This is a genomic window from Paraburkholderia edwinii, assembly GCF_019428685.1.
GTDB lineage: Bacteria > Pseudomonadota > Gammaproteobacteria > Burkholderiales > Burkholderiaceae > Paraburkholderia > Paraburkholderia edwinii.
This window is the reverse complement of sequence record NZ_CP080095.1, coordinates 1,109,556-1,128,285: the sequence shown is the minus strand read 5'-3', so window position 1 is coordinate 1,128,285 and position 18,730 is coordinate 1,109,556. Positions and strand designations below refer to the sequence as shown.

Here is an 18,730-nt window from a genome sequence, read left to right as displayed (position 1 = left end):
ATGCTCACGACGACTTTGCTTCTGCCTCGTAGGCCTTGATCGCTTCCGTGGCAACGCGAAACGCGGCAAGCGCGAGCGGCACGCCGCAATAGATCGCAGCCTGCATCAGCACAGAGCGGATCTCGTCTTTCGTCACGCCGTTCTTTAGCGCGCCTTTCACGTGCACCGCGAGTTCGTGGTGCTGGCTCATGGCGGTCAGCATGCCGATGTTGAGCATGCTGCGCGTCTTGAACGGCAGCGTCTCGTCGCCCCAGATCTCGCCCCAGCAATACTCGGTGACAAGCTTCTGCATCGGACGATTGAACTCGTCGGCGTTTTCCCACGATTTCTCGACATGTCCCGCGCCAAGCACCTTCTTGCGATTCGCGAAACCCTTTTCAAACCAGTCATTGCTTGCCATCTTCGTTTCCCTCGGTTGTTTGCGATGCCGTCGCAGACCGGCATCGTATGCTACATCTTCACTGATCGTCTTATCGACCGATTGTCATACAAACGAACAGTGCAAAATTTTTTTGGCCTGGCCCGATTGAAAAGCGTCGATACCTGCGTATCGACGCCCAGCCACGCTTCACGCTTCGCCGTAACCGACCATCGCCTTGATTTCCAGATACTCGCGCAGGCCCGCCTCGCCCCACTCGCGCCCATTGCCCGAGCGTTTGTAGCCGCCGAACGGCGCGCTGAAATCGGGCGCCGGGTAATTCAGATGCACACCGCCCGCACGCAACGAGCGCGCCACCGTGCGCGCACGCTCGACACTTCCCGACTGCACATACGCGGACAGTCCGTAGACCGTGTTGTTCGCGATCTCGATCGCCTCTTCATCGTCGTCGTACGGGATCATCGACAGGACCGGGCCGAAGATCTCTTCACGCGCGATCGTCATGTCGGGCTTCACGTCGGCGAACACGGTCGGCTTGATAAACCAGCCTTTCGACAAGCCCTCGGGCAAGCCGGTGCCGCCGGCGACGAGCCGCGCGCCTTCGTCGAGGCCCGATTGGATCATGGCCTGGATGCGCACGAACTGGCTGCGGTTCACGACCGGGCCCAGTTGCGTCGTGACCTTGTCGGTCGCGCCGACCCTGAACGCCTGCGCCGCACGGCTCGCGATATGCGCGGCTTCGTCCATCATGCGCCGCGGCACGAGCATACGCGTGGGGCTCGAACACGACTGCCCCGAGTTCGCGAAGCAGGTGTTCACCCCGCGCGTGACCGCATCGTTGAGGTTCACGTCGTCGAGCAGGATATTGGCCGACTTGCCGCCGAGTTCCTGCGCCACGCGCTTCACGGTATCGGCCGCGAGTTTCGCGACCTGAATGCCCGCCCGCGTCGAACCGGTGAACGACACCATGTCGATATCCGGATGCGATGCGATCGCCGCGCCTACGCCCGGACCGTCGCCGTTGACGAGATTGAACACGCCCGGCGGCACGCCCGCTTCATCGAGCACTTCGGCAAAGAGCAACGCGCTTAGCGCCGAATATTCGCTGGGTTTGAGCACCATCGTGCAACCGGCCGCCAGCGCGGGCGCGATCTTCACGACGATCTGGTTGACGGGCCAGTTCCACGGCGTGATAAGCCCGCAGACGCCCGCCGCTTCGTGCCGCAGCCGCGTCGTGCCACGTTGCGTTTCGAACGCGAAGTAGTCGAGCACATCGATCAGTGCGTTCAGATGCGTGGGGCCGCGCACCGCCTGATTGTTGCGCGCGAACGTAATCGGCACGCCCATTTCGGCGCGCATCGCTTCCGCGAATTCGTCGATACGGCGCTCGTAGATCTGCACGATGCGCTTGAGCAACGCGATGCGATCCGCCACCGTGCTCGTCGAATAAGAAGGGAACGCGCGACGCGCGGCGGCGACCGCACGGTCGACGTCGGCCGCATTGCCGAGTGCAAGCTGATCGAAACGCACCTCAGTGGCCGGATCGATCAGATCGAACCAGACCGGCGCAAGCGGCGCGACCCATTTTCCATCGATATAAAACTGTCCAACGCGAGACATTCGAGGCTCCAGAGTGATAAATCGCCGGCTCAAGCTGCTCGCAAGCCTTCGAAGCCACAGCCCGCCAGCCAGCCGGGCCATGGCGCGACCGGCTAGCGGGCAGCGCTTCGCGCGGTTCTATCGAAGCGCGGAGAAAGCGGTCGGCGTCAGGAAGGTGTTCTCGATGCGCTCGACGATCGGTTGATCCGCTTCGGTCGCCGCGCGTTTCGTGATCCACTCCTGATCCGACTGAAACGCGTTCCATTTGGTTTCGCGCTCAGCAAGGCTTTCCCACTTGATCATGTACGTCAACGTGTGATTGCTCGGGCCGGCCAGCGTCGTAAAGAAGCCGACCTGCTCAATACCGTATTTCTCGAAGAAACCGAGCGTGATGTTGACGAAGCGATCCAGCAGCGCCGGCAGGCGTGTCGGCGCACAGTGATAGACGCGCATCTCGACAATCATTGAAAATTCTCCGTATAAGGGTTCAGGGGAAATGCGAAGGCAATGCTATCTCAGCGAAGCCGCCGACTACGCAAATGCGCTACAAAGCCGGGCAGGCGGCCTGCTTTATTTTTTCAACCCGCGCGCTGACCCACGCACTAAGCCGATTCAGCACACGCGATATGCATCGGCAGCGCGGCGTCGGCCGAAGTATCGAGCGTCCACAAGGTATCGAGCAAGCGTTGCGCGTCGACATGCGGCGCGCCATACGCGGCGAGTTCCTTCAATTTCGTGTCGAGGTCCGCATCGGACAGCGGCACCGCAAGACTGCCGCGTGCAGCACTGACCGTACGGGATACGCTTTCGCCCGAGCGCAGCAGCACGGTGACGCGCGCGGCTTCCACGGGAAAGCGGCTATCGTCGACGAATGCCACGCGGCCCGCGAACGCGCGCACGTCCGGATCCGCCGCGCTTTCGTCGCTGAATTCGGCGAGACCCGCGCGGCCCGTTGAAAGCACCACCGCCACGCTATGCTGCGCGCTGACCTGCGCTTCGCGGCCGCTGCGGATGCCGAGCCGGTCGGTGCGCTCGCGCAACAGCGGATGGCCGAGCAGTTCGACGCGCTCGATATCGGCGAGCGACCAGTGTTTGTCGCGTGCGAGCTCGAGGCACGCTTCGATGACAGGGTTCAGCACGACGCCGCAGGGGTATGGCTTATAGGTGTTGGCCTGCAAGGCCCAGTCGCTGCCGAGACCCGCGGTCAGCGCGTTGAAATCGGGCTTATCGGCGCACACGCGCAAGAAGCCGCGCTCGCCTTCGATCGGCTGCGCCGGTCCGCGCAGGCCTTCGCCGGCGAGCAAGGCGGAGAGCATGCCATTGCGCGCCGCATTGCCGACGCTCACGCTTTTCGCCATCGTACCGAGCGTTTCGACAAGTCCGCCCGCTTGTGCCGACGCGTGGCCGAATGCATGCACGGTCCGGTTCGCATCGAGGTTCAATACCTTCGCCGCGGCCGCCGCCGCACCGAATACGCCGCAAGTCGACGTAATGTGCCAGCCGCGCTGGTAGTGCGACGGCGATGCTGCATTGCCGATCCGGCATTCGATCTCGACGCCGAGCACGAAGGCAAGCAGCAGCGCCTGCCCGCTCATCTTCGCGCTTGTGGCCGTGCCGATGGTTGCGCTTTCGCCGAGCGCGAACAGCGGTGCGGCGACCGGCGCCGTCGGATGGATGATGGTCGGCAGATGCGTGTCGTCGAAATCGTGCACGTTCGCGGTCATTGCATTGAGCGCGGCCGCATTGAGCACATCGGTACGCTCGGCGCGGCCGATCAGGCGCGCGTCGTAACCCGCCCGAAAGCGGCGATACACGTTCACGGCCTGTTCGATCGACGGGTCGGCGCAGCCCGCGAAAGCAACGGCGAAATAATTGACGAGCGAGCGCTTCGCCTCGTGCCGCACCGCTGTCGGAATATCGTCCCAGCATGTGCGCTCGACGAATTGCGCGAGCTGCTGCGTCAGCGTGACCGGTTCTTTAGCGGAAGTCGTGCGTTGCTGCATCGGCTAACGTTCCTTCGGTAAACACAAGGGTTAATTCTGCTTTCGTGCGGGAGGGGCGAGCGAGCGATATGCCTCGATTACCGGCCGCCGATCGCGGCGGCCGCACGCTCACCCGCTGCATGCCCACCTTCGCCGGTTTCGGCCGCAATTGCTTCGAGTGAACGGTTCTTCGTCTCCACGCCAAGCACGCCGACGATCAGCGCCTGCAATAACAGTGTGCCGACAATCAGCGCGATCACGCCGCTAATGCCGAATCCCGCGAATGCCGCCGCGACGCCATAGGGCACGGCGATGCTGACCGCACGACCGACTGTGTTCGCCAGACCCGAGCCGCGCAAACGCAATTCGGTCGGAAACAGTTCGGGCACATAGCTCGCGACGCTAAACGACGACAGCACATAAATGCATGCGGTAATCGCAAAACCGAGCATCGTGATCGTCGCAGCCGTTTGCGCGAACGGATACGCGACGCCGAACGCCACGCAGACCAGCGAGAACACGACGATGCCCCACTTGCGTCCGACACGCTCAGCCAGCGCGAACGCAATCAACGAGCCGACCGGGCCGCCCGCGAACATCAGCGCCGTCAAGCCGAGCGAATTCGAAATGCTGTGCCCCTGTTTGACGAGGAAAGTCGGAATCCAGCTGACGAACGCATAGTTGACGATAAACAGCGCGACCAGCACCGTGATGGCCGTGATCGTGCGCGTGAACAGCCGCCGCGAAAAGAGTTCGGACAGGCGCGCTTCGTTCTGCGTTGCGACGGTCGTCGTGTTTTGGGCGGCCTGCCGCACCGCCGCTCGCGCCGCTTCTCTCGACGCCGCGGGGTCCACACCGCATGCGGTCTCGACGCGCGCAACGATCGCTTCCGCTTCGTCGGTCCTGCCGCGCGCGGCGAGCCAGCGCGGCGACTCGAGCATCGACTTGCGCAGGAACCAGACGACGAGCGCGCCGCAACCGGCAATCGCGAACATCCAGCGCCAGCCGTAGTGCGGGACGATCAGCCAGCCAAGGAACGTCGACAGAAACAGCGACGTATTGATGATCAGATTCAGGATCGTGCCGAAGCGGCCACGCCACGCGGCTGGAATGAATTCCGAAAGCGTCGCGTAACCGACCACGATCTCCGCGCCCATTCCAAGACCCATGACGAGCCGAAAGAAAATAAGCCAGTAGATCGACGGCGCGAGCGCGGCCGCAATCGAAGCAAAGCCGTAAATGCCGAGATTGATCTGATACGAAAAGCGGCGGCCGAAGCGATCGCCGAGCACGCCCGAGAGCCACGCGCCGGCCATCATCCCAATGAAGGTGACCGATACGAAGGTCGCATTGAGCTTCAACGTCGATTCGCCGCTGTGGATCAGTGCGGCGAGCACGGTGCCCGCGATGTAGATGTCGAACGAGTCGAAGTACATGCCGGCCGCGATCAGGCCGAGCAAACGCCAATGAAAGCCGGATAGCGGCAGCCCGTCGAGGCGTAAGCCGATCGTCGATGAATCACGCATGCTGAGTGTCTCCGCTCTGCTCTGCTGTGGATGGCCGCTGATTCCGGATGGATCTCGTTTTGAGATGATTATATTCCTGTCATACAATCGGTCAAGCAGTTAGGCCTACTCGGCCCGCAGATAGGACTATTGCTCCGCGCTTGCCCTCTGACTGCCGTCGTTTGCCCTCATTTGCCCTCATTTGCCTTTTCCGACCCCACTCCGGACAATGCCGCTCAACGGCTACCCGAGCGGGGAACACATGGAATTGCGTCAGTTACGGTATTTCGTCAGCGTCGTCGAGCACGGCAGCATGGGCAAAGCGGCGCTCGAACTCGGCATCGTCACGTCCGCGCTGAGCCAGCAGATCAGCCGCCTCGAAAGCGAACTCGCAACGCGCCTTCTGCAGCGCACGTCGGGCGGCGTCGTGCCGACCGACGCGGGACTCGCGTTCTGGCGCCAGGCGCAACTCGCCCTGCGGCACGTCGACGACGCCGCGCTCGCCGCGCGCCAGGCACGCCTGTCGGGCCACGTAACGGTCGGCCTCGCCACCAGCACGAGCGGCGTGCTCGGCCTCGCGTTTATGCGCGCGATGCGCGAACGCTACCCCGATGTGCGGCTGCGCATGGTCGAGACCTTGTCGGGCTATCTGGCCTCGATGCTCGGTGCGCGGCAGATCGACCTTGCAATTCTCTTTCACGAAGAACCCGCGCAGCGCTGGAGCGTGATGCCGCTGCTCGACGAGCGGCTCTTCGTGATCGGCGCGCGCGACCTGCCCGGCATGCCGTCGACGAAGCGTGTGCGGCTCGCGAAACTCGGCGCGCTGCCGCTGATCCTGCCGAGCGGCCCGCACGGCTTACGCACGACGCTCGCCGAATCGTTCAAGCGTGCGAAATACGAGCCGCGCATCGTGGCCGAAGTGGACGGCCTTGCGATGCTGATGGATGCGGTGCGCGGCGGCCTCGGCGCGACGATCCAGCCTGGCGCGGCACTGGCACGGGCCGAGTACGCGGGGCTCGCGAGCGTACAGATTGCGGACGCCGATGCGGTGCGGCCGAATCTGCTGGTCAGCGTCTCGGACGACGAACTGTCGCCGGCGGGGCTTGCCGCGCGGGTGGTGCTGGCGGATACGGCGCGCGCGCTGGTCGGTGAAGGGCGCTGGCTGGGTGCGCGGCTGCGTTAAGGGGTACCGGGTACCAATAGCGATCTTTTCCGAAAGTCTTCACAAAACGTGAAGACCCATTGCGCGCTGCCTCCTTGCGGCAAATCCCCACGCCAACTAAATTGCCGCCCTGTTAGGAGACTTCCCCACATGGTCGACGTATTAGTCATCGGCGGCGGCAACGCCGCGTTGTGCGCCGCGCTCATGGCGCGCGAAGCCGGCGCATCGGTGCTGCTGCTCGAGTCCGCGCCGCGCGAATGGCGCGGCGGCAATTCCCAGCACACGCGCAATCTGCGCTGCATGCACGACGCGCCGCAAGACGTGCTCGTCGAAGCGTACCCGGAAGAAGAGTACTGGCAGGACCTGCTCAAGGTCACGGGCGGCATCACGAACGAATACCTCGCGCGCCTCACGATTCGCGCGTCGTCGACGTGCCGTCCATGGATGCGCAAGCACGGCGTACGCTTTCAGCCGCCGCTATCGGGCGCGCTGCACGTCGCGCGAACTAACGCGTTCTTTATGGGCGGCGGCAAGGCGCTCGTCAACGCGTACTACCGCAGCGCGGAAGCGCTCGGCGTGCAGATCCGCTATGAAACGCCGGTCGATTCGATCGAACTCGACAACGGCCGCTTCGTCGCCGCGAAAAGCGGCAACCAGCGCTTCGAGGCACGCGCGTGCGTGCTCGCCGCCGGCGGCTTCGAATCGAACCGCGAATGGCTGCGCGAAGCGTGGGGGCAAAACGAGCGCGGCGAATGGCCGGCCGATAACTTCCTGATTCGCGGCACACGCTTCAACATGGGCGTGCTGCTCAAACACATGATCGAGGAAGCGCGCGCCGACGCGATCGGCGATCCGTCGCAATCGCATTGCGTGGCAATCGACGCGCGCGCGCCGCTGTACGACGGCGGCATCTGCACGCGCATCGATTGCGTGTCGCTCGGCGTGGTCGTGAACCGCGATGCCGAGCGCTTCTACGACGAGGGCGAAGACTTCTGGCCGAAGCGCTACGCGATCTGGGGCCGGCTCGTGGCACAGCAGCCAGGACAGATCGGTTATTCGATCATCGATTCGCAAGCGATCGGCCGCTTCATGCCGCCCGTGTTTCCGGGCGTCAAGGCCGACACGCTGCCCGACCTCGCGCGCGCGCTCGGCCTGCCCGTTGACACCTTCATGGATACCGTCAACGCGTACAACGCCGCATGCCGGCCCGGCACATTCGACCACACGAAGCTCGACGACTGCCATACCGAAGGCCTCACGCCGTCGAAAACACACTGGGCGCTGCCGCTCGATAAAGCGCCGTTCTACGGTTACGCGCTGCGTCCGGGCATCACGTTCACGTACCTCGGGCTCAAGGTCAACGACCGCGCGCAGGTGCATTTCGACGGCAAGCCGAGCGATAACCTGTTCGTGGCCGGCGAGATGATGGCCGGCAACGTTCTCGGCAAGGGCTATACGGCGGGCGTCGGCATGTCGATCGGCACCGCGTTCGGCCGCATCGCGGGCCGGCAAGCCGCCTACGCCGCGAAGGGACAGGCGCTCACCGACTGGACGGCCGATGCCGCAAGCGAATCAACTGGAGTAGAACGTGCAGAAGCTTGAAGCACTCGCGCACGATGCGCAGCAACTGGCGTCCGGCCGCGAGGGAACGAACGGCGGCGGCGGGCAGTCGCAGCACACGAACCGGACTATCCGCGTGCTGCCGCTCACCGAAAACGAAACGGAAGTCGCGCGGCAAATGCAGATCTGCAATGCGTGCCGCTATTGCGAGGGCTTTTGCGCAGTGTTCCCCGCGATGACACGCCGCCTCGAATTCGGCAAAGCCGACGTCAACTACCTCGCGAACCTGTGCCATAACTGCGGCGCGTGCTACCACGCGTGCCAGTACGCACCGCCGCATGAATTCGCGGTCAATGTGCCGCAGGCGATGGCCAGGGTGCGTCTCGACACGTACAGTGAATACGCGGTGCCGTCGTTTATGGGCGCGCTGTATAAACGCAATGGCCTCACGCTGTCGCTCGCGCTTGCAGTCGGCCTCGCGCTTTTCCTCGTGCTCGGCATGGCGATGAAAGGGCCGCTTTTCGGCACGCCGCTCGCCGGCAACTTCTATGCGATCTTCCCGCACAACCTGCTCGCGCTGCTATTCGGCATCGTGTTCGTGCTGGCGATCGTGTCGCTCGGTGTAGGCGTGACGCGCTTCTGGAAGGACGTGACGGCGGGAACCGCATCGAGTGCGACCGCAGGCGGGGCAGTTGCGGAAGCAACGAAAAATGCGCTGACGCTCAAGTACCTCGACGGCGGCCACGGCGACGGCTGCAACGAAGCCGACGATCGCTTCACGCTCGCGCGGCGGCGCTTTCATCACTTCACGTTCTACGGCTTCATGCTGTGTTTCGCCGCGACCGTCGTCGCAACGTTTTATCACTATTTCCTCGACCTGCATGCGCCGTATCCGTTCGTGAGCGTGCCCGTGCTGCTCGGCACGCTCGGCGGCATCGGTTTGCTGATCGGGCCCGCCGGTTTGCTATGGCTGAACATGAAGCGCGATCCGGCACGCGGCGACGCTGCGCAAAAGCCGATGGATCGCGGCTTTATCGCGTTGCTGCTGCTCACGAGCGCGACCGGCCTCGCCCTGCTCGCCTGGCGCGATACGGCGGCGCTCGGATGGCTGCTCGCTGTGCACTTAGGCGTCGTGCTCGCGTTGTTCGCGACGCTGCCTTACGGCAAATTCGCGCACGGCATTTACCGCAGTGCCGCACTGCTCAAGTCGTCGATCGAAAAAAGACAGGCGAATAGTTTGAAGCTCGGTTCGGAATGAGTTAGCGTACGAGGCGCGCTGATTTAAGGCCGCATTCCTTTCGGAATGAAAGGAAAACAGAGCGACAAAGGTTCAAACTACGCATTGCGGAAATACCCCATGGAGACACACATAATGTCCTCGACCACCACGCCCCTCGCGGCGCACACAACCCGGTCGAAGGCGGCCGCCGTGCTGCGGGTCACGAGCGGCAATTTTCTCGAGCAGTTCGACTTCTTCCTGTTTGGCTTCTACGCCACCTATATCTCGAAGGTGTTCTTCCCGACCGGCAGCGAATTCGCATCGCTGATGCTGACCTTCGCGGTCTTCGGCGCCGGCTTCCTGATGCGGCCGCTCGGCGCGATCGTGCTCGGCGCGTATATCGACGAAGTGGGCCGCCGCAAAGGCCTGATCGTCACGCTCTCGTTGATGGCGAGCGGCACGATCCTGATCGCGTGCGTGCCCGGCTATGAAACGATCGGCCTGCTCGCACCGGCGCTCGTGCTGATCGGTCGCCTGCTGCAAGGCTTTTCGGCGGGCGCGGAACTGGGCGGCGTGTCGGTGTATCTGGCCGAAATGGCGACGCCGGGCCGCAAGGGCTTCTATACGAGCTGGCAGTCGGCCAGCCAGCAGGTCGCGATTATCGTCGCCGCGCTGCTCGGCTACGCATTGAACGCATGGATGCCCATCGACACGCTGCATGCATGGGGTTGGCGCATTCCGTTCTTTATCGGCTGCATCATCGTGCCGTTCCTGTTTTTGCTGCGCCGCTCGCTGCAGGAGACCGAAGCGTTCGCGGCCCGCAAGCACCATCCGACCGCGCGCGAAGTGTTCCGCTCGATGCTCGCGAACTGGACGACGGTGATTGCCGGCATGCTGCTCACCGCGATGACGACCACGACGTTCTATCTCATCACCGTCTATACGCCGACCTTCGGCAAGACCGTGCTGAAGCTGTCGACGGCCGATAGTCTGATCGTCACGCTGTGCGTCGGTATCGGCAACTTCATCTGGCTGCCGATCGGCGGCGCGGTATCGGACCGTATCGGCCGCAAGCCGCTGCTGCTGCTGATCACCGTGCTGGCGATTTTCACCGCGTATCCGGCGCTGTCGTGGCTCGCCGCTGCGCCGAGCTTCGGCCGCATGTTTATCGTGCTGATGTGGTTCTCGTTCTTCTTCGGCGCGTACAACGGCGCAATGGTCGCCGCGCTGACGGAAGTGATGCCGGTCGAAGTGCGCGTCGCGGGCTTCTCGCTGGCGTTCAGTCTTGCCACGGCGCTCTTTGGCGGCTTTACGCCGGCTGTGTCGACGTTCCTGATCCAGGCACTGCACGACAAGGCCGCGCCTGGCTACTGGCTGAGCTTCGCGGCCGTATGCGGGCTGATCGCGACGCTTATCCTGTATCGCAAAGGCGGCGTCGCGGAGCGGTTGCGGGACGTGGCGTAGGCAACATGCAATAAGCAGCAAGCAGGTTCGGGTTCCCGCCGGGCGCGCACCCCATGCGTACCGTGCGGCGGGAACCGCATCAAGGTCAGGCTCCGAACTGCGGGCCACACGGCGCTTCAGCTAACATCGGTTTGTCCTTCAGCATGCCGATGCGCCTCATGACCGATCCGATTCCCTTCATCCCCGACCGTTTCAGGCAGGCCGCCGCGCATTATCTGACCGGCCGCGCAGCCTACTCTCCCCGTTTGATCCGGCGTGTCGCGCTTGCTGCGGAACTCGACGGCACACAGCGTCTGCTCGACCTCGGCTGCGGGCCGGGGCAGTTGTCGATCGCGTTTGCGTCGTGGGTCGCCGATGGGCTCGCACTCGACCCTGAACCGGGCATGCTGCGCATCGCATCGGAACTGGGCGCCGGCATCGCGCCGAATATCGTGTTCCGCAACGGCAGCTCGTACGATCTCGCCGACGACATGGGACGGTTCCGGCTTGCGGTGATCGGCCGGGCGTTTCACTGGATGGACCGTGCCGACACGCTGCGGCGCCTCGATACGCTGATCGAGCCAGGCGGTGCGGTCGCGCTGTTCGGCACATCGCACCCCGAAAGCGCAACCGAACCGTGGATGGCCGACTTCCGAAGCCTGCTCGATCAGTATGCGCAAGCCGACCCCGCCCGTGCGCGCCGCAAATCCGTCGACTGGGTCAGCCATGAAGCGGTGCTCCTGCAATCGGCGTTTGCGTCGCTCGAGCGCATATCGGTCGTCGAACGGCGCCGCGTGTCGGTCGACGCGCTGATGATGCGGCCGCTTTCGATGTCGAGTCTGTCGCGCAGTCGTCTGGGCGATAAGCTCGATGAACTGATGGAACGCGCGAAGCAACTGCTCGACACGCATGCGTGCGACGGCTGGCTCGATGAATGGGTCGAGTCGACGGCGGTGATTGCGCGGCGGTGATCGCGCGGCGGTGATTCCACAGCGTTGATTCCACAGCGTTGATAAGACCGCGTTGATAAGACCGCGTTGATTGCACCGCACTGATTGCAGCGTTAATGTCGGCCCTGCAGCACAGCCTCTCGCGGCGGCCCGCCCCCGCACCGCACCGCGCATGAGCTAATAACGAAAATAACTTTGCCGGGTATCGTAAGGCGCCCGTACCATCACGGCTTTGCGCGTTTTTGCGCGCTCGCCGCATGTCTACCTCCCTCGCTCCCGAACGCGCCGCGACGCCGGCCCAACAAGCGGCCGCTCCCGCGCGTGCGCTGATCCGCTCCGCCGCGGATGTCTCAAGTCTCGTCAACCAGGGCGCCGCCGTTGGCAGCGATGCGCGCATCGTCGTCGCCATCGCACTCGGCGGCGTGTTTCTCGACGCCTACGACCTCGGCGCGCTCGCATTCGGCCTCAAGGATGTCGCGCGCGAATTTTCGCTGACGCCGGCCGGCACCGGCTTCGTCGCCTCGGCCATCACGTTCGGCGCGATCGTCGGCGCCTGCCTCGGCGGTTTTCTGACCGACCGCATCGGCCGCTACCGCGTGTTTATGGCCGATATGTTCTTCTTCGTGGTCGCCGCGCTCGCGTGCGCGTTTGCGCCAAATGCCTGGGTGCTCGGCGGCGCGCGTTTCGTGATGGGTCTCGGCGTCGGCATCGATCTGCCCGTTGCGATGGCGTTTCTCGCCGAGTTCTCGCGGCTGAACGGACGCGGCAACAAGGCCGCGCGCGTCGCAATGTGGTGCCCTGTCTGGTACGCGGCGATCAGCGTGTCGTATCTGCTCGTGCTCGCCTTCTACGCGATGCTGCCGGCCAGCCACCAGCCGCTGCTATGGCGACTGATTCTCGGCTTCGGCGCCGTGCCCGCGCTGATCATCATCGCGATCCGCAGCCGCTACATCAGCGAGTCGCCGGTGTGGGCCGCGAATCAGGGCGATCTCGCGGGCGCCGCGAAAATCCTCAAACGCTCGTACGGCATCGACGCGGCGGTCGCACCGGATGCATTGCGAGCCACCGCCGCCGCAACGAGCGCGCCGCGGCGCGCATCGTGGGCCAACTACGGCACGCTGCTGCGCGGCGTCTATCTGAGGCGCACGGTGCTCGCGACGGTGATCGCGGTGGCGTCGTCGTTTGCCTATAACGCAGTCGCGTTCGGGCTGCCAGTGATTATCTCGAGCTTCCTCGCTCAATCGATGCTGACGACGATCCTCGCCTCGCTCGCGCTCAATCTCGCGTTCGCGTTCGTCGGTGGGCTGATCGCCGTGCGCACGGTGCCGAAGACCGGCGCATGGAAACCGACGGTACTCGGCTATATGTTCCAGCTCGCCGCGCTCGTCGGTCTCGCGATTGTCGGCAAGCCGGCGGGCGGCGTGCAGGTCGTCATCGCGGTCGCGCTGCTCGGCGCGTTCCTGCTCGGCCAAGGCTTCGGTCCCGGCTCGCACAGCATGACGTTCGCCTCGCTCAGCTACCCGACGTCGCTGCGCGGCGTGGGCGTCGGCTTCAACCAGACGTTGATGCGCGCAAGCTCGACCGTGTCGCTGTTCCTGTTCCCGGTGCTCGCGGCCGCGCTCGGCACGCGCGTGTTCTGGATCATCGCGGCCGCGCCGCTGTGCGGACTCGTTGCGTTGCTCGCGATTCGCTGGGAGCCGTCGGGCTACGACGTCGATGCGGAAGATTTCGCGACGGGTACGACGGGCGCAGCGGCGGCGACCTCTGCAATGCGCTGACACCACGCGATAACCGCTGAAAACAGGCGGCAACATACAAAGGCTCATCGGGTAACCGGTGAGCCTTTTTGCATTCCAAAGCTTTTGCAGTCGATATCCGCACATCGCTATTTATTGAGAGAGAAAGGCATGCAATGATCGCGCGCCGCCTCGCTCCGTGTGTTGCAACAGCTGTGCAACACACGCGCAGCGAAGCTGAACAACGCGCCTGTCGCTTTGCGTTTTCCTTTGTGCTTTCCTCGCCGATATCGATGTTCGACCTTCTCTTCTTTCACCTGCTGTGGGTTTTCGCGCTGCTCGCGGTCGTGCTGGCCGTTTGTTGCGTCGTCAACTGGTTATGGCCCGACGAGTCGCTCGACGGCTCGCGCATTTTCATGACGGTCGCGCTGTTCGCGCTGATCTTCGATGCGGCGCTGACCTTCCTCGTGTTCGCCGACTCGCAACTGCGCTATGGCAAGTTCAGTTCCGCCCTTGCGTTTGGCGGACGCGCGTGCGCGTATGGGCTCGCCGGTGCGGCCGGTTTCTGTTTTGCACGATTGCGCGAGCAGCGGCGCTCGCGTCGTTTTCAAGCATTGCGCATCAATGCGGCGCCCTAAGCGAGCGCCCAAGCCGGCCTGAGGCAAACATCAAGCCGGCGCGTTCGACCAGCCGCGGCGCGAGCCATGTGTGACTTCTGGATGAACGATGCATAGCAATGCGGGAATACGACTTGCTAACGCTCGCGCGCTCGGCTATAACTCCCGAGAACTATAGGCACTACGGGGAGGACGAGCCCCGCTAGCCATCACGCCCCATGCCCTGTCCTACCTTCCCGGGCAAAGGCGTCCGCAATAACACATCGCAGTGGCAGAGCAACAGCGGCGCACACGCACGTTGGCGCCGCGCAGCACCGCACATGCGCTGCAGTCGATCAAACGAAGCACAACATAACCGACTCGAGCGAGGACATCGTGGACCTTGAAACCGTACGCGTTTTCCTGATGACCCGGGGCATCGACTTCGGAACCAAAGTACTTGCCGCGATCGTTCTGTGGATCATCGGGCGCTGGGTCATCGGACTCATCACGCGCGTGCTGCGCTCGGTTCTCGAACGCAATAGCCGCGTCGACCCGACACTCGCGCATTACCTCAGCTCGATTCTCGGCGCGCTGCTGAATCTGCTGCTGATTCTCGCGATTCTGCAGGTGTTCGGCGTACAGACCACGTCGTTCGCCGCACTGCTCGCGGGTCTCGGTCTCGCCATCGGCACCGCATGGGGCGGCCTGCTCGCGCACTTCGCGGCCGGCATATTCATGCAGGTGCTGCGGCCGTTCAAGGTCGGCGATTACGTCACGGCCGGCGGCGTGACCGGCACAGTCCGCGAACTCGGGCTGTTCGGCACGACGATCGTCACGCCCGACAACGTCACGACCATCGTCGGCAACAACAAGATCTTCTCCGACACGATCTCGAACTACAGCGCGCTGCCCGTGCGCCGCGTCGAGCTGACCGCGAAGATCGCCAACGGCGTCGATCCCATCGATGCGACGAACCGGCTGCGCGCGGCCGTCGTACGCATCCCGAATGTCGCGGAGAACCCCGCGCCCGATATCGAAGTGCTGTCGTTCACGCCCGAAGGACCGATGCTGTGCGTGCGGCCTTACACGCATACCGACCACTACTGGCAGGTCTACTTCGACACGAACCGCGCGATTGTCGAGACCTTCAGGGAAGCCGGCTATCCGACGCCGGAAACACCGTTCGTGCGACGCACGGCCAGTTCCTAGCCGAACCGTGGTTTGACGGCCTGCGCGGCCTGCGCGGCCTGCGCGGCGTGCGGTGCTCGCGGTCGCCGCAATGCTCATCGCGCTCATCGCTCTAAACGCAATACGCGCATCCAATCCGCAATCCGTTGCGGCAACACAAACACAAAGGGCATCGCAAGCGTGATGCGATGCCCTCCGTCTTACCTGATGCGCGGTTCGCCGCGCGATGCTTGCCCGTCAGACTGACGAGGCGCTCACAGCCGTCACTGTCCGCCCGTTTTGCGCGCGGAAGTCTCCGGCGCCCGTCGCCGCACCACCTTCCACAGCGCGCCCAACACAACCGGCACGATCGCGGCGCCGATGCCGACCAGCACGATCACGTTCAGGTACTGACGGATAAACGGAATGTTGCCGAAGAAATAGCCGAGCAATACGAGCAGCAGCACCCAGAACAACGCGCCGGCAATGTTGAATAGCTGGAAGCGGCGCACGGTCATCTGCGACGCGCCCGCGACAAACGGCGCGAAGGTCCGCACGACCGGAATGAAACGCGCCAGCACGATCGTCTTGCCGCCGTGCTTTTCGTAGAAGTTGTGCGTCTTGCGCAGCGCCTCGCGATCGAGGAACCGCTCAAGCACAGGAATGTGCGAATCGAACACCCTCACGCCGATCGCGCGCCCGATCATGTAGTTGACCGTGTTGCCGGTCACGGCCGCGACGACAAGCAGCACGATCAGAAACCCGACATTCATGGCGCCGCTCGCCGCGAACGCGCCGCCGATAAAGAGCAGCGAGTCGCCGGGCAGGAACGGCAGGACGACGAGACCGGTTTCGCAAAACACGATCAGGAAGAGGACCGCATACACCCATGCGCCGTACTGGCGAATGAAATCGCCAAGGAAGGCGTCGATGTGCAGGACGAGATTGACGAAATGCAGCAGCGTATCCAAAAAGACATCCTCTCAAGAGCGTGAATGGCTCAGCGTGGGCCGCTTCCGGCGCGCTTGTAGTCCGACGAAAAGCGCACGCGAATGCGCGCACACGCACCATCTGTCGCAGCATCCGATGCACCCGATGGGGCGATGCGCACAGCCGCGCTTAACACAAAACAACAAAACGCGCCCGACCGGAATTGCGACCGCGCCATGATACCGAAAGTGTCGGCTTCAATATTAAGAAATTATGAGCGGCCGGGCGCCACGGCGGCGACGATCGCGGCGAGCCGATGGCGACGGGCCCAGGGTCGCCGCACGGCGAATCGCTATAATTCCGCCATGTCCGAATTCCGCGAACCGTCAGACGGCACGGCCGCGAGCGCCTCCGCCGCGCCCGCGCAAGCTTCCGTTGCCGCCGCCCCATCCCGCGCGTTGCCTGCGGCACGCGCGCCGCGCGCGATCCAGCCCCTGCCCGACCAGCTGATCAGCCAGATCGCCGCCGGCGAAGTGGTCGAGCGGCCCGCCTCGGTCGTCAAGGAGCTGCTCGAGAACGCGCTCGACGCCGGCGCGACCACACTGCGCATTCTGCTCGACGAAGGCGGCGTCAAACGCATTTCGATCACCGACGACGGCTGCGGCATCCCTGAAGCCGAACTCGCGCTCGCGCTGACGCGTCACGCGACGAGCAAGATCCGCTCGCTCGCGGAACTCGAAGCGGTCGCGACGCTCGGGTTTCGCGGCGAGGCGCTGGCGTCGATCGCATCGGTGTCGGAAATGGCCATCACGAGCCGCATCGGCGACGCGCCGCACGCGACGCGCATCGACGCGAACACTGGTGCGCTGACGCCCGCGGCCGGCACGCAAGGCACCACCATCGAAGTGCGCGAGCTGTACTTCAATACGCCGGCGCGCCGCAAATTCCTGAAGAGCGAACAGACCGAGCTCGGCCATTGCATCGAGATGGTCCGCCGCGTCGCGCTCGCGCGGCCCGACGTCGCGATTTCGGTGCTGCATAACGGTCGTGCGGTCGAACACTGGAACGCAAGCGATCCGGCGGCGCGCGTCGCGAAGATTCTCGGCGAAGCGTTCGCCACCGCGCATCTGCCGCTCGACGAAGCGGCCGGTCCGCTCGCCGTGTACGGCTGCGCCGGCTTGCCGACCGCCAGCCGAGGCCGCGCCGACCAGCAGTACTTTTTCGTGAACGGCCGCTACGTGCGCGACAAGCTGCTCACCCACGCGGTGCGCGCCGCTTACGAAGACGTGCTGCACGGCGACCGTTACCCGTCGTATGTGCTGTTCCTCGATCTGCCGCCCGAAGCGGTCGATGTGAACGTGCATCCGTCGAAGATCGAAGTGCGCTTTCGCGACTCGCGCTCGATTCACCAGTTTGTGTTCCACGCCGTGCAGCGCGCGCTCGCGCGTCATGCGGGCGCGTCGCCGGAGACGACGGCGGGCGGCCATGCCGCGCATATCGAACCGCTTGGGCGGCCGGGGTCGTTTGGGTCGACGCCGCTCGGTGGTGCGGGTGGCGGCGGTGGCTTCGCCGGCACAGGTAGCGCGGGTGGCTTCGGCGGAAGCGGCGGCGCGAGCGGCAGCGGTGCATCGTCGTCGGATGGCGGCAGCCGCTTCGGCAGCAACGCGCCGCCGTCGGGTACGACATGGATGCGCGATGCGCGGATGCGCCAGGGCACGCTGCCGGTGGCGCAGCCGCTTGCGCTCTACGACGCGCTGTTTGGCCGCAAGGACAGCAACGCCGGCACGCCATACGGCGCGACGCCATTCGACGCATCCACGGCGCCCGTCGCGCGCGATGGCGACGACACGCGCTCGCCGTTCGCATCGCTGCCGGCCGCCGCCGCATTTGACACATTCGATGCCTCCGACGACCAGCCGCTCGGTTTCGCGCTCGGCCAGATCCACGGCATCTACGTGCTCGCGCAGAATACGCGCGGGCTCGTGATCGTCGATATGCACGCGGCGCACGAGCGCATCCTGTACGAGCAGTTCAAGAACGCGCTTGCCGACCGGACAATCGCTGTGCAGCCGCTGCTGATTCCGCAGTCGATGCCGGCCGATCCCGTCGAAATCGGCATCGTCGAGGAAGAACGCGAGACGCTCGATGCGCTCGGTTTCGACCTTGCCGTGCTGTCGCCGACCACGCTTGCGATTCGCGCGGTGCCGGCGCTGCTGAAAGACGCCGATCTGCCCGCGCTCGCGCGCGCTGTGCTGTCCGACTTGCATGCGTTCGGCGGCTCGCGCGTACTGACCGAGCGTCAGCACGAGCTGCTCGGTACGCTCGCATGCCATCACGCGGTGCGCGCGAACCGGCGCCTGACGCTCGATGAAATGAACGCGCTGTTGCGGCAGATGGAAGCGACCGAACGCGCGGATCAGTGCAATCACGGCCGGCCGACGTGGTATCAGCTGACGCTGTCCGACCTCGATCGCCTTTTCATGCGCGGACAATGAACGC

15 protein-coding genes are annotated in these 18,730 nt (G+C 64.4%); 9 read left to right on the top strand and 6 right to left on the bottom strand.

The features are described 5' to 3' along the window. Positions 1 to 4: 4 nt before the first annotated feature. The 5 genes from KZJ38_RS04950 to KZJ38_RS04930 all read right to left on the bottom strand — a co-directional run bounded on the left by KZJ38_RS04950 (position 5) and on the right by KZJ38_RS04930 (position 5,486). On the bottom strand, positions 5 to 400 hold the full coding sequence (locus KZJ38_RS04950; RefSeq protein WP_219799049.1) for a carboxymuconolactone decarboxylase family protein: 396 nt from the start codon (positions 398 to 400) through the stop codon (positions 5 to 7). Positions 401 to 568: 168 nt separating this feature from the next. Beyond that, positions 569 to 1,999, bottom strand: coding sequence for an aldehyde dehydrogenase family protein (locus KZJ38_RS04945; protein ID WP_219799048.1), 1,431 nt, complete (start codon positions 1,997 to 1,999; stop codon positions 569 to 571). 117 nt (positions 2,000 to 2,116) lie between these two features. Beyond that, positions 2,117 to 2,443 carry an NIPSNAP family protein gene (locus tag KZJ38_RS04940; protein WP_219799047.1) on the bottom strand — a complete coding sequence of 109 codons (327 nt, stop codon included), beginning with the start codon at positions 2,441 to 2,443 and terminating at the stop codon, positions 2,117 to 2,119. Between the two features lie 137 nt (positions 2,444 to 2,580). After that, on the bottom strand, positions 2,581 to 3,981 hold the full coding sequence (locus tag KZJ38_RS04935; protein WP_219799046.1) for an MmgE/PrpD family protein: 1,401 nt from the start codon (positions 3,979 to 3,981) through the stop codon (positions 2,581 to 2,583). Positions 3,982 to 4,058: 77 nt separating this feature from the next. Further along, positions 4,059 to 5,486, bottom strand: a complete 1,428-nt coding sequence (locus KZJ38_RS04930) for an MFS transporter (RefSeq protein ID WP_219799045.1) — start codon at positions 5,484 to 5,486, stop codon at positions 4,059 to 4,061. Positions 5,487 to 5,727: 241 nt separating this feature from the next. Here KZJ38_RS04930 and KZJ38_RS04925 point away from each other — a divergent pair, with 241 nt between their 5' ends. The 8 genes from KZJ38_RS04925 to KZJ38_RS04890 all read left to right on the top strand — a co-directional run bounded on the left by KZJ38_RS04925 (position 5,728) and on the right by KZJ38_RS04890 (position 15,343). Beyond that, positions 5,728 to 6,648 carry a LysR family transcriptional regulator gene (locus tag KZJ38_RS04925; protein WP_219799044.1) on the top strand — a complete coding sequence of 307 codons (921 nt, stop codon included), beginning with the start codon at positions 5,728 to 5,730 and terminating at the stop codon, positions 6,646 to 6,648. Between the two features lie 129 nt (positions 6,649 to 6,777). Next, entirely contained in the window at positions 6,778 to 8,229 is a 1,452-nt protein-coding gene (tcuA, locus tag KZJ38_RS04920; protein ID WP_219799043.1) for an FAD-dependent tricarballylate dehydrogenase TcuA, read from the top strand. Beyond that, a complete protein-coding gene (tcuB, locus tag KZJ38_RS04915; protein ID WP_219799042.1) occupies positions 8,216 to 9,445 on the top strand; it encodes a tricarballylate utilization 4Fe-4S protein TcuB in 1,230 nt (409 codons plus the stop codon). The genes tcuA and tcuB overlap by 14 nt, the downstream gene beginning before the upstream one ends. A 114-nt stretch (positions 9,446 to 9,559) precedes the next feature. Further along, complete coding sequence (gene tcuC / locus KZJ38_RS04910; protein ID WP_219799041.1) at positions 9,560 to 10,870, top strand: MFS transporter; 1,311 nt, start codon at positions 9,560 to 9,562, stop codon at positions 10,868 to 10,870. A gap of 158 nt (positions 10,871 to 11,028) precedes the next feature. Further along, positions 11,029 to 11,820 carry a class I SAM-dependent methyltransferase gene (locus KZJ38_RS04905; RefSeq protein WP_219799040.1) on the top strand — a complete coding sequence of 264 codons (792 nt, stop codon included), beginning with the start codon at positions 11,029 to 11,031 and terminating at the stop codon, positions 11,818 to 11,820. Positions 11,821 to 12,056: 236 nt separating this feature from the next. After that, on the top strand, positions 12,057 to 13,577 hold the full coding sequence (locus KZJ38_RS04900) for an MFS transporter (RefSeq protein ID WP_219799039.1): 1,521 nt from the start codon (positions 12,057 to 12,059) through the stop codon (positions 13,575 to 13,577). 251 nt (positions 13,578 to 13,828) lie between these two features. Then, a complete protein-coding gene (locus KZJ38_RS04895; RefSeq protein ID WP_219799038.1) occupies positions 13,829 to 14,173 on the top strand; it encodes a hypothetical protein in 345 nt (114 codons plus the stop codon). A 354-nt stretch (positions 14,174 to 14,527) separates the two neighbouring features. Continuing rightward, complete coding sequence (locus KZJ38_RS04890; protein WP_219799037.1) at positions 14,528 to 15,343, top strand: mechanosensitive ion channel family protein; 816 nt, start codon at positions 14,528 to 14,530, stop codon at positions 15,341 to 15,343. 242 nt (positions 15,344 to 15,585) lie between these two features. Here KZJ38_RS04890 and KZJ38_RS04885 read toward each other — a convergent pair whose 3' ends face one another. Next, positions 15,586 to 16,272 (bottom strand): DedA family protein, encoded by a 687-nt coding sequence (locus KZJ38_RS04885; RefSeq protein WP_219799036.1) that lies wholly within the window; start codon positions 16,270 to 16,272, stop codon positions 15,586 to 15,588. Positions 16,273 to 16,596: 324 nt separating this feature from the next. On the opposite strand from KZJ38_RS04885, the gene mutL reads away from it, so the two are divergent. After that, a complete protein-coding gene (gene mutL / locus KZJ38_RS04880) occupies positions 16,597 to 18,726 on the top strand; it encodes a DNA mismatch repair endonuclease MutL (protein WP_219799035.1) in 2,130 nt (709 codons plus the stop codon). The last annotated feature ends 4 nt before the right edge of the window (positions 18,727 to 18,730 follow it).

Excerpts from the sequence above, each read along its gene's own strand:
- KZJ38_RS04935 (WP_219799046.1), bottom strand. The coding sequence starts at position 3,981 with ATGCAGCAACGCACGACTTCCGCTAAAGAACCGGTCACGCTGACGCAG.
- KZJ38_RS04905 (WP_219799040.1), top strand. The coding sequence starts at position 11,029 with ATGACCGATCCGATTCCCTTCATCCCCGACCGTTTCAGGCAGGCCGCC.
- tcuC (WP_219799041.1), top strand. The coding sequence starts at position 9,560 with ATGTCCTCGACCACCACGCCCCTCGCGGCGCACACAACCCGGTCGAAG.
- KZJ38_RS04950 (WP_219799049.1), bottom strand. The coding sequence starts at position 400 with ATGGCAAGCAATGACTGGTTTGAAAAGGGTTTCGCGAATCGCAAGAAG.
- KZJ38_RS04895 (WP_219799038.1), top strand. The coding sequence starts at position 13,829 with ATGTTCGACCTTCTCTTCTTTCACCTGCTGTGGGTTTTCGCGCTGCTC.
- KZJ38_RS04930 (WP_219799045.1), bottom strand. The coding sequence starts at position 5,486 with ATGCGTGATTCATCGACGATCGGCTTACGCCTCGACGGGCTGCCGCTA.
- KZJ38_RS04945 (WP_219799048.1), bottom strand. The coding sequence starts at position 1,999 with ATGTCTCGCGTTGGACAGTTTTATATCGATGGAAAATGGGTCGCGCCG.
- tcuA (WP_219799043.1), top strand. The coding sequence starts at position 6,778 with ATGGTCGACGTATTAGTCATCGGCGGCGGCAACGCCGCGTTGTGCGCC.
- mutL (WP_219799035.1), top strand. The coding sequence starts at position 16,597 with ATGTCCGAATTCCGCGAACCGTCAGACGGCACGGCCGCGAGCGCCTCC.
- KZJ38_RS04900 (WP_219799039.1), top strand. The coding sequence starts at position 12,057 with ATGTCTACCTCCCTCGCTCCCGAACGCGCCGCGACGCCGGCCCAACAA.
- KZJ38_RS04940 (WP_219799047.1), bottom strand. The coding sequence starts at position 2,443 with ATGATTGTCGAGATGCGCGTCTATCACTGTGCGCCGACACGCCTGCCG.
- KZJ38_RS04925 (WP_219799044.1), top strand. The coding sequence starts at position 5,728 with ATGGAATTGCGTCAGTTACGGTATTTCGTCAGCGTCGTCGAGCACGGC.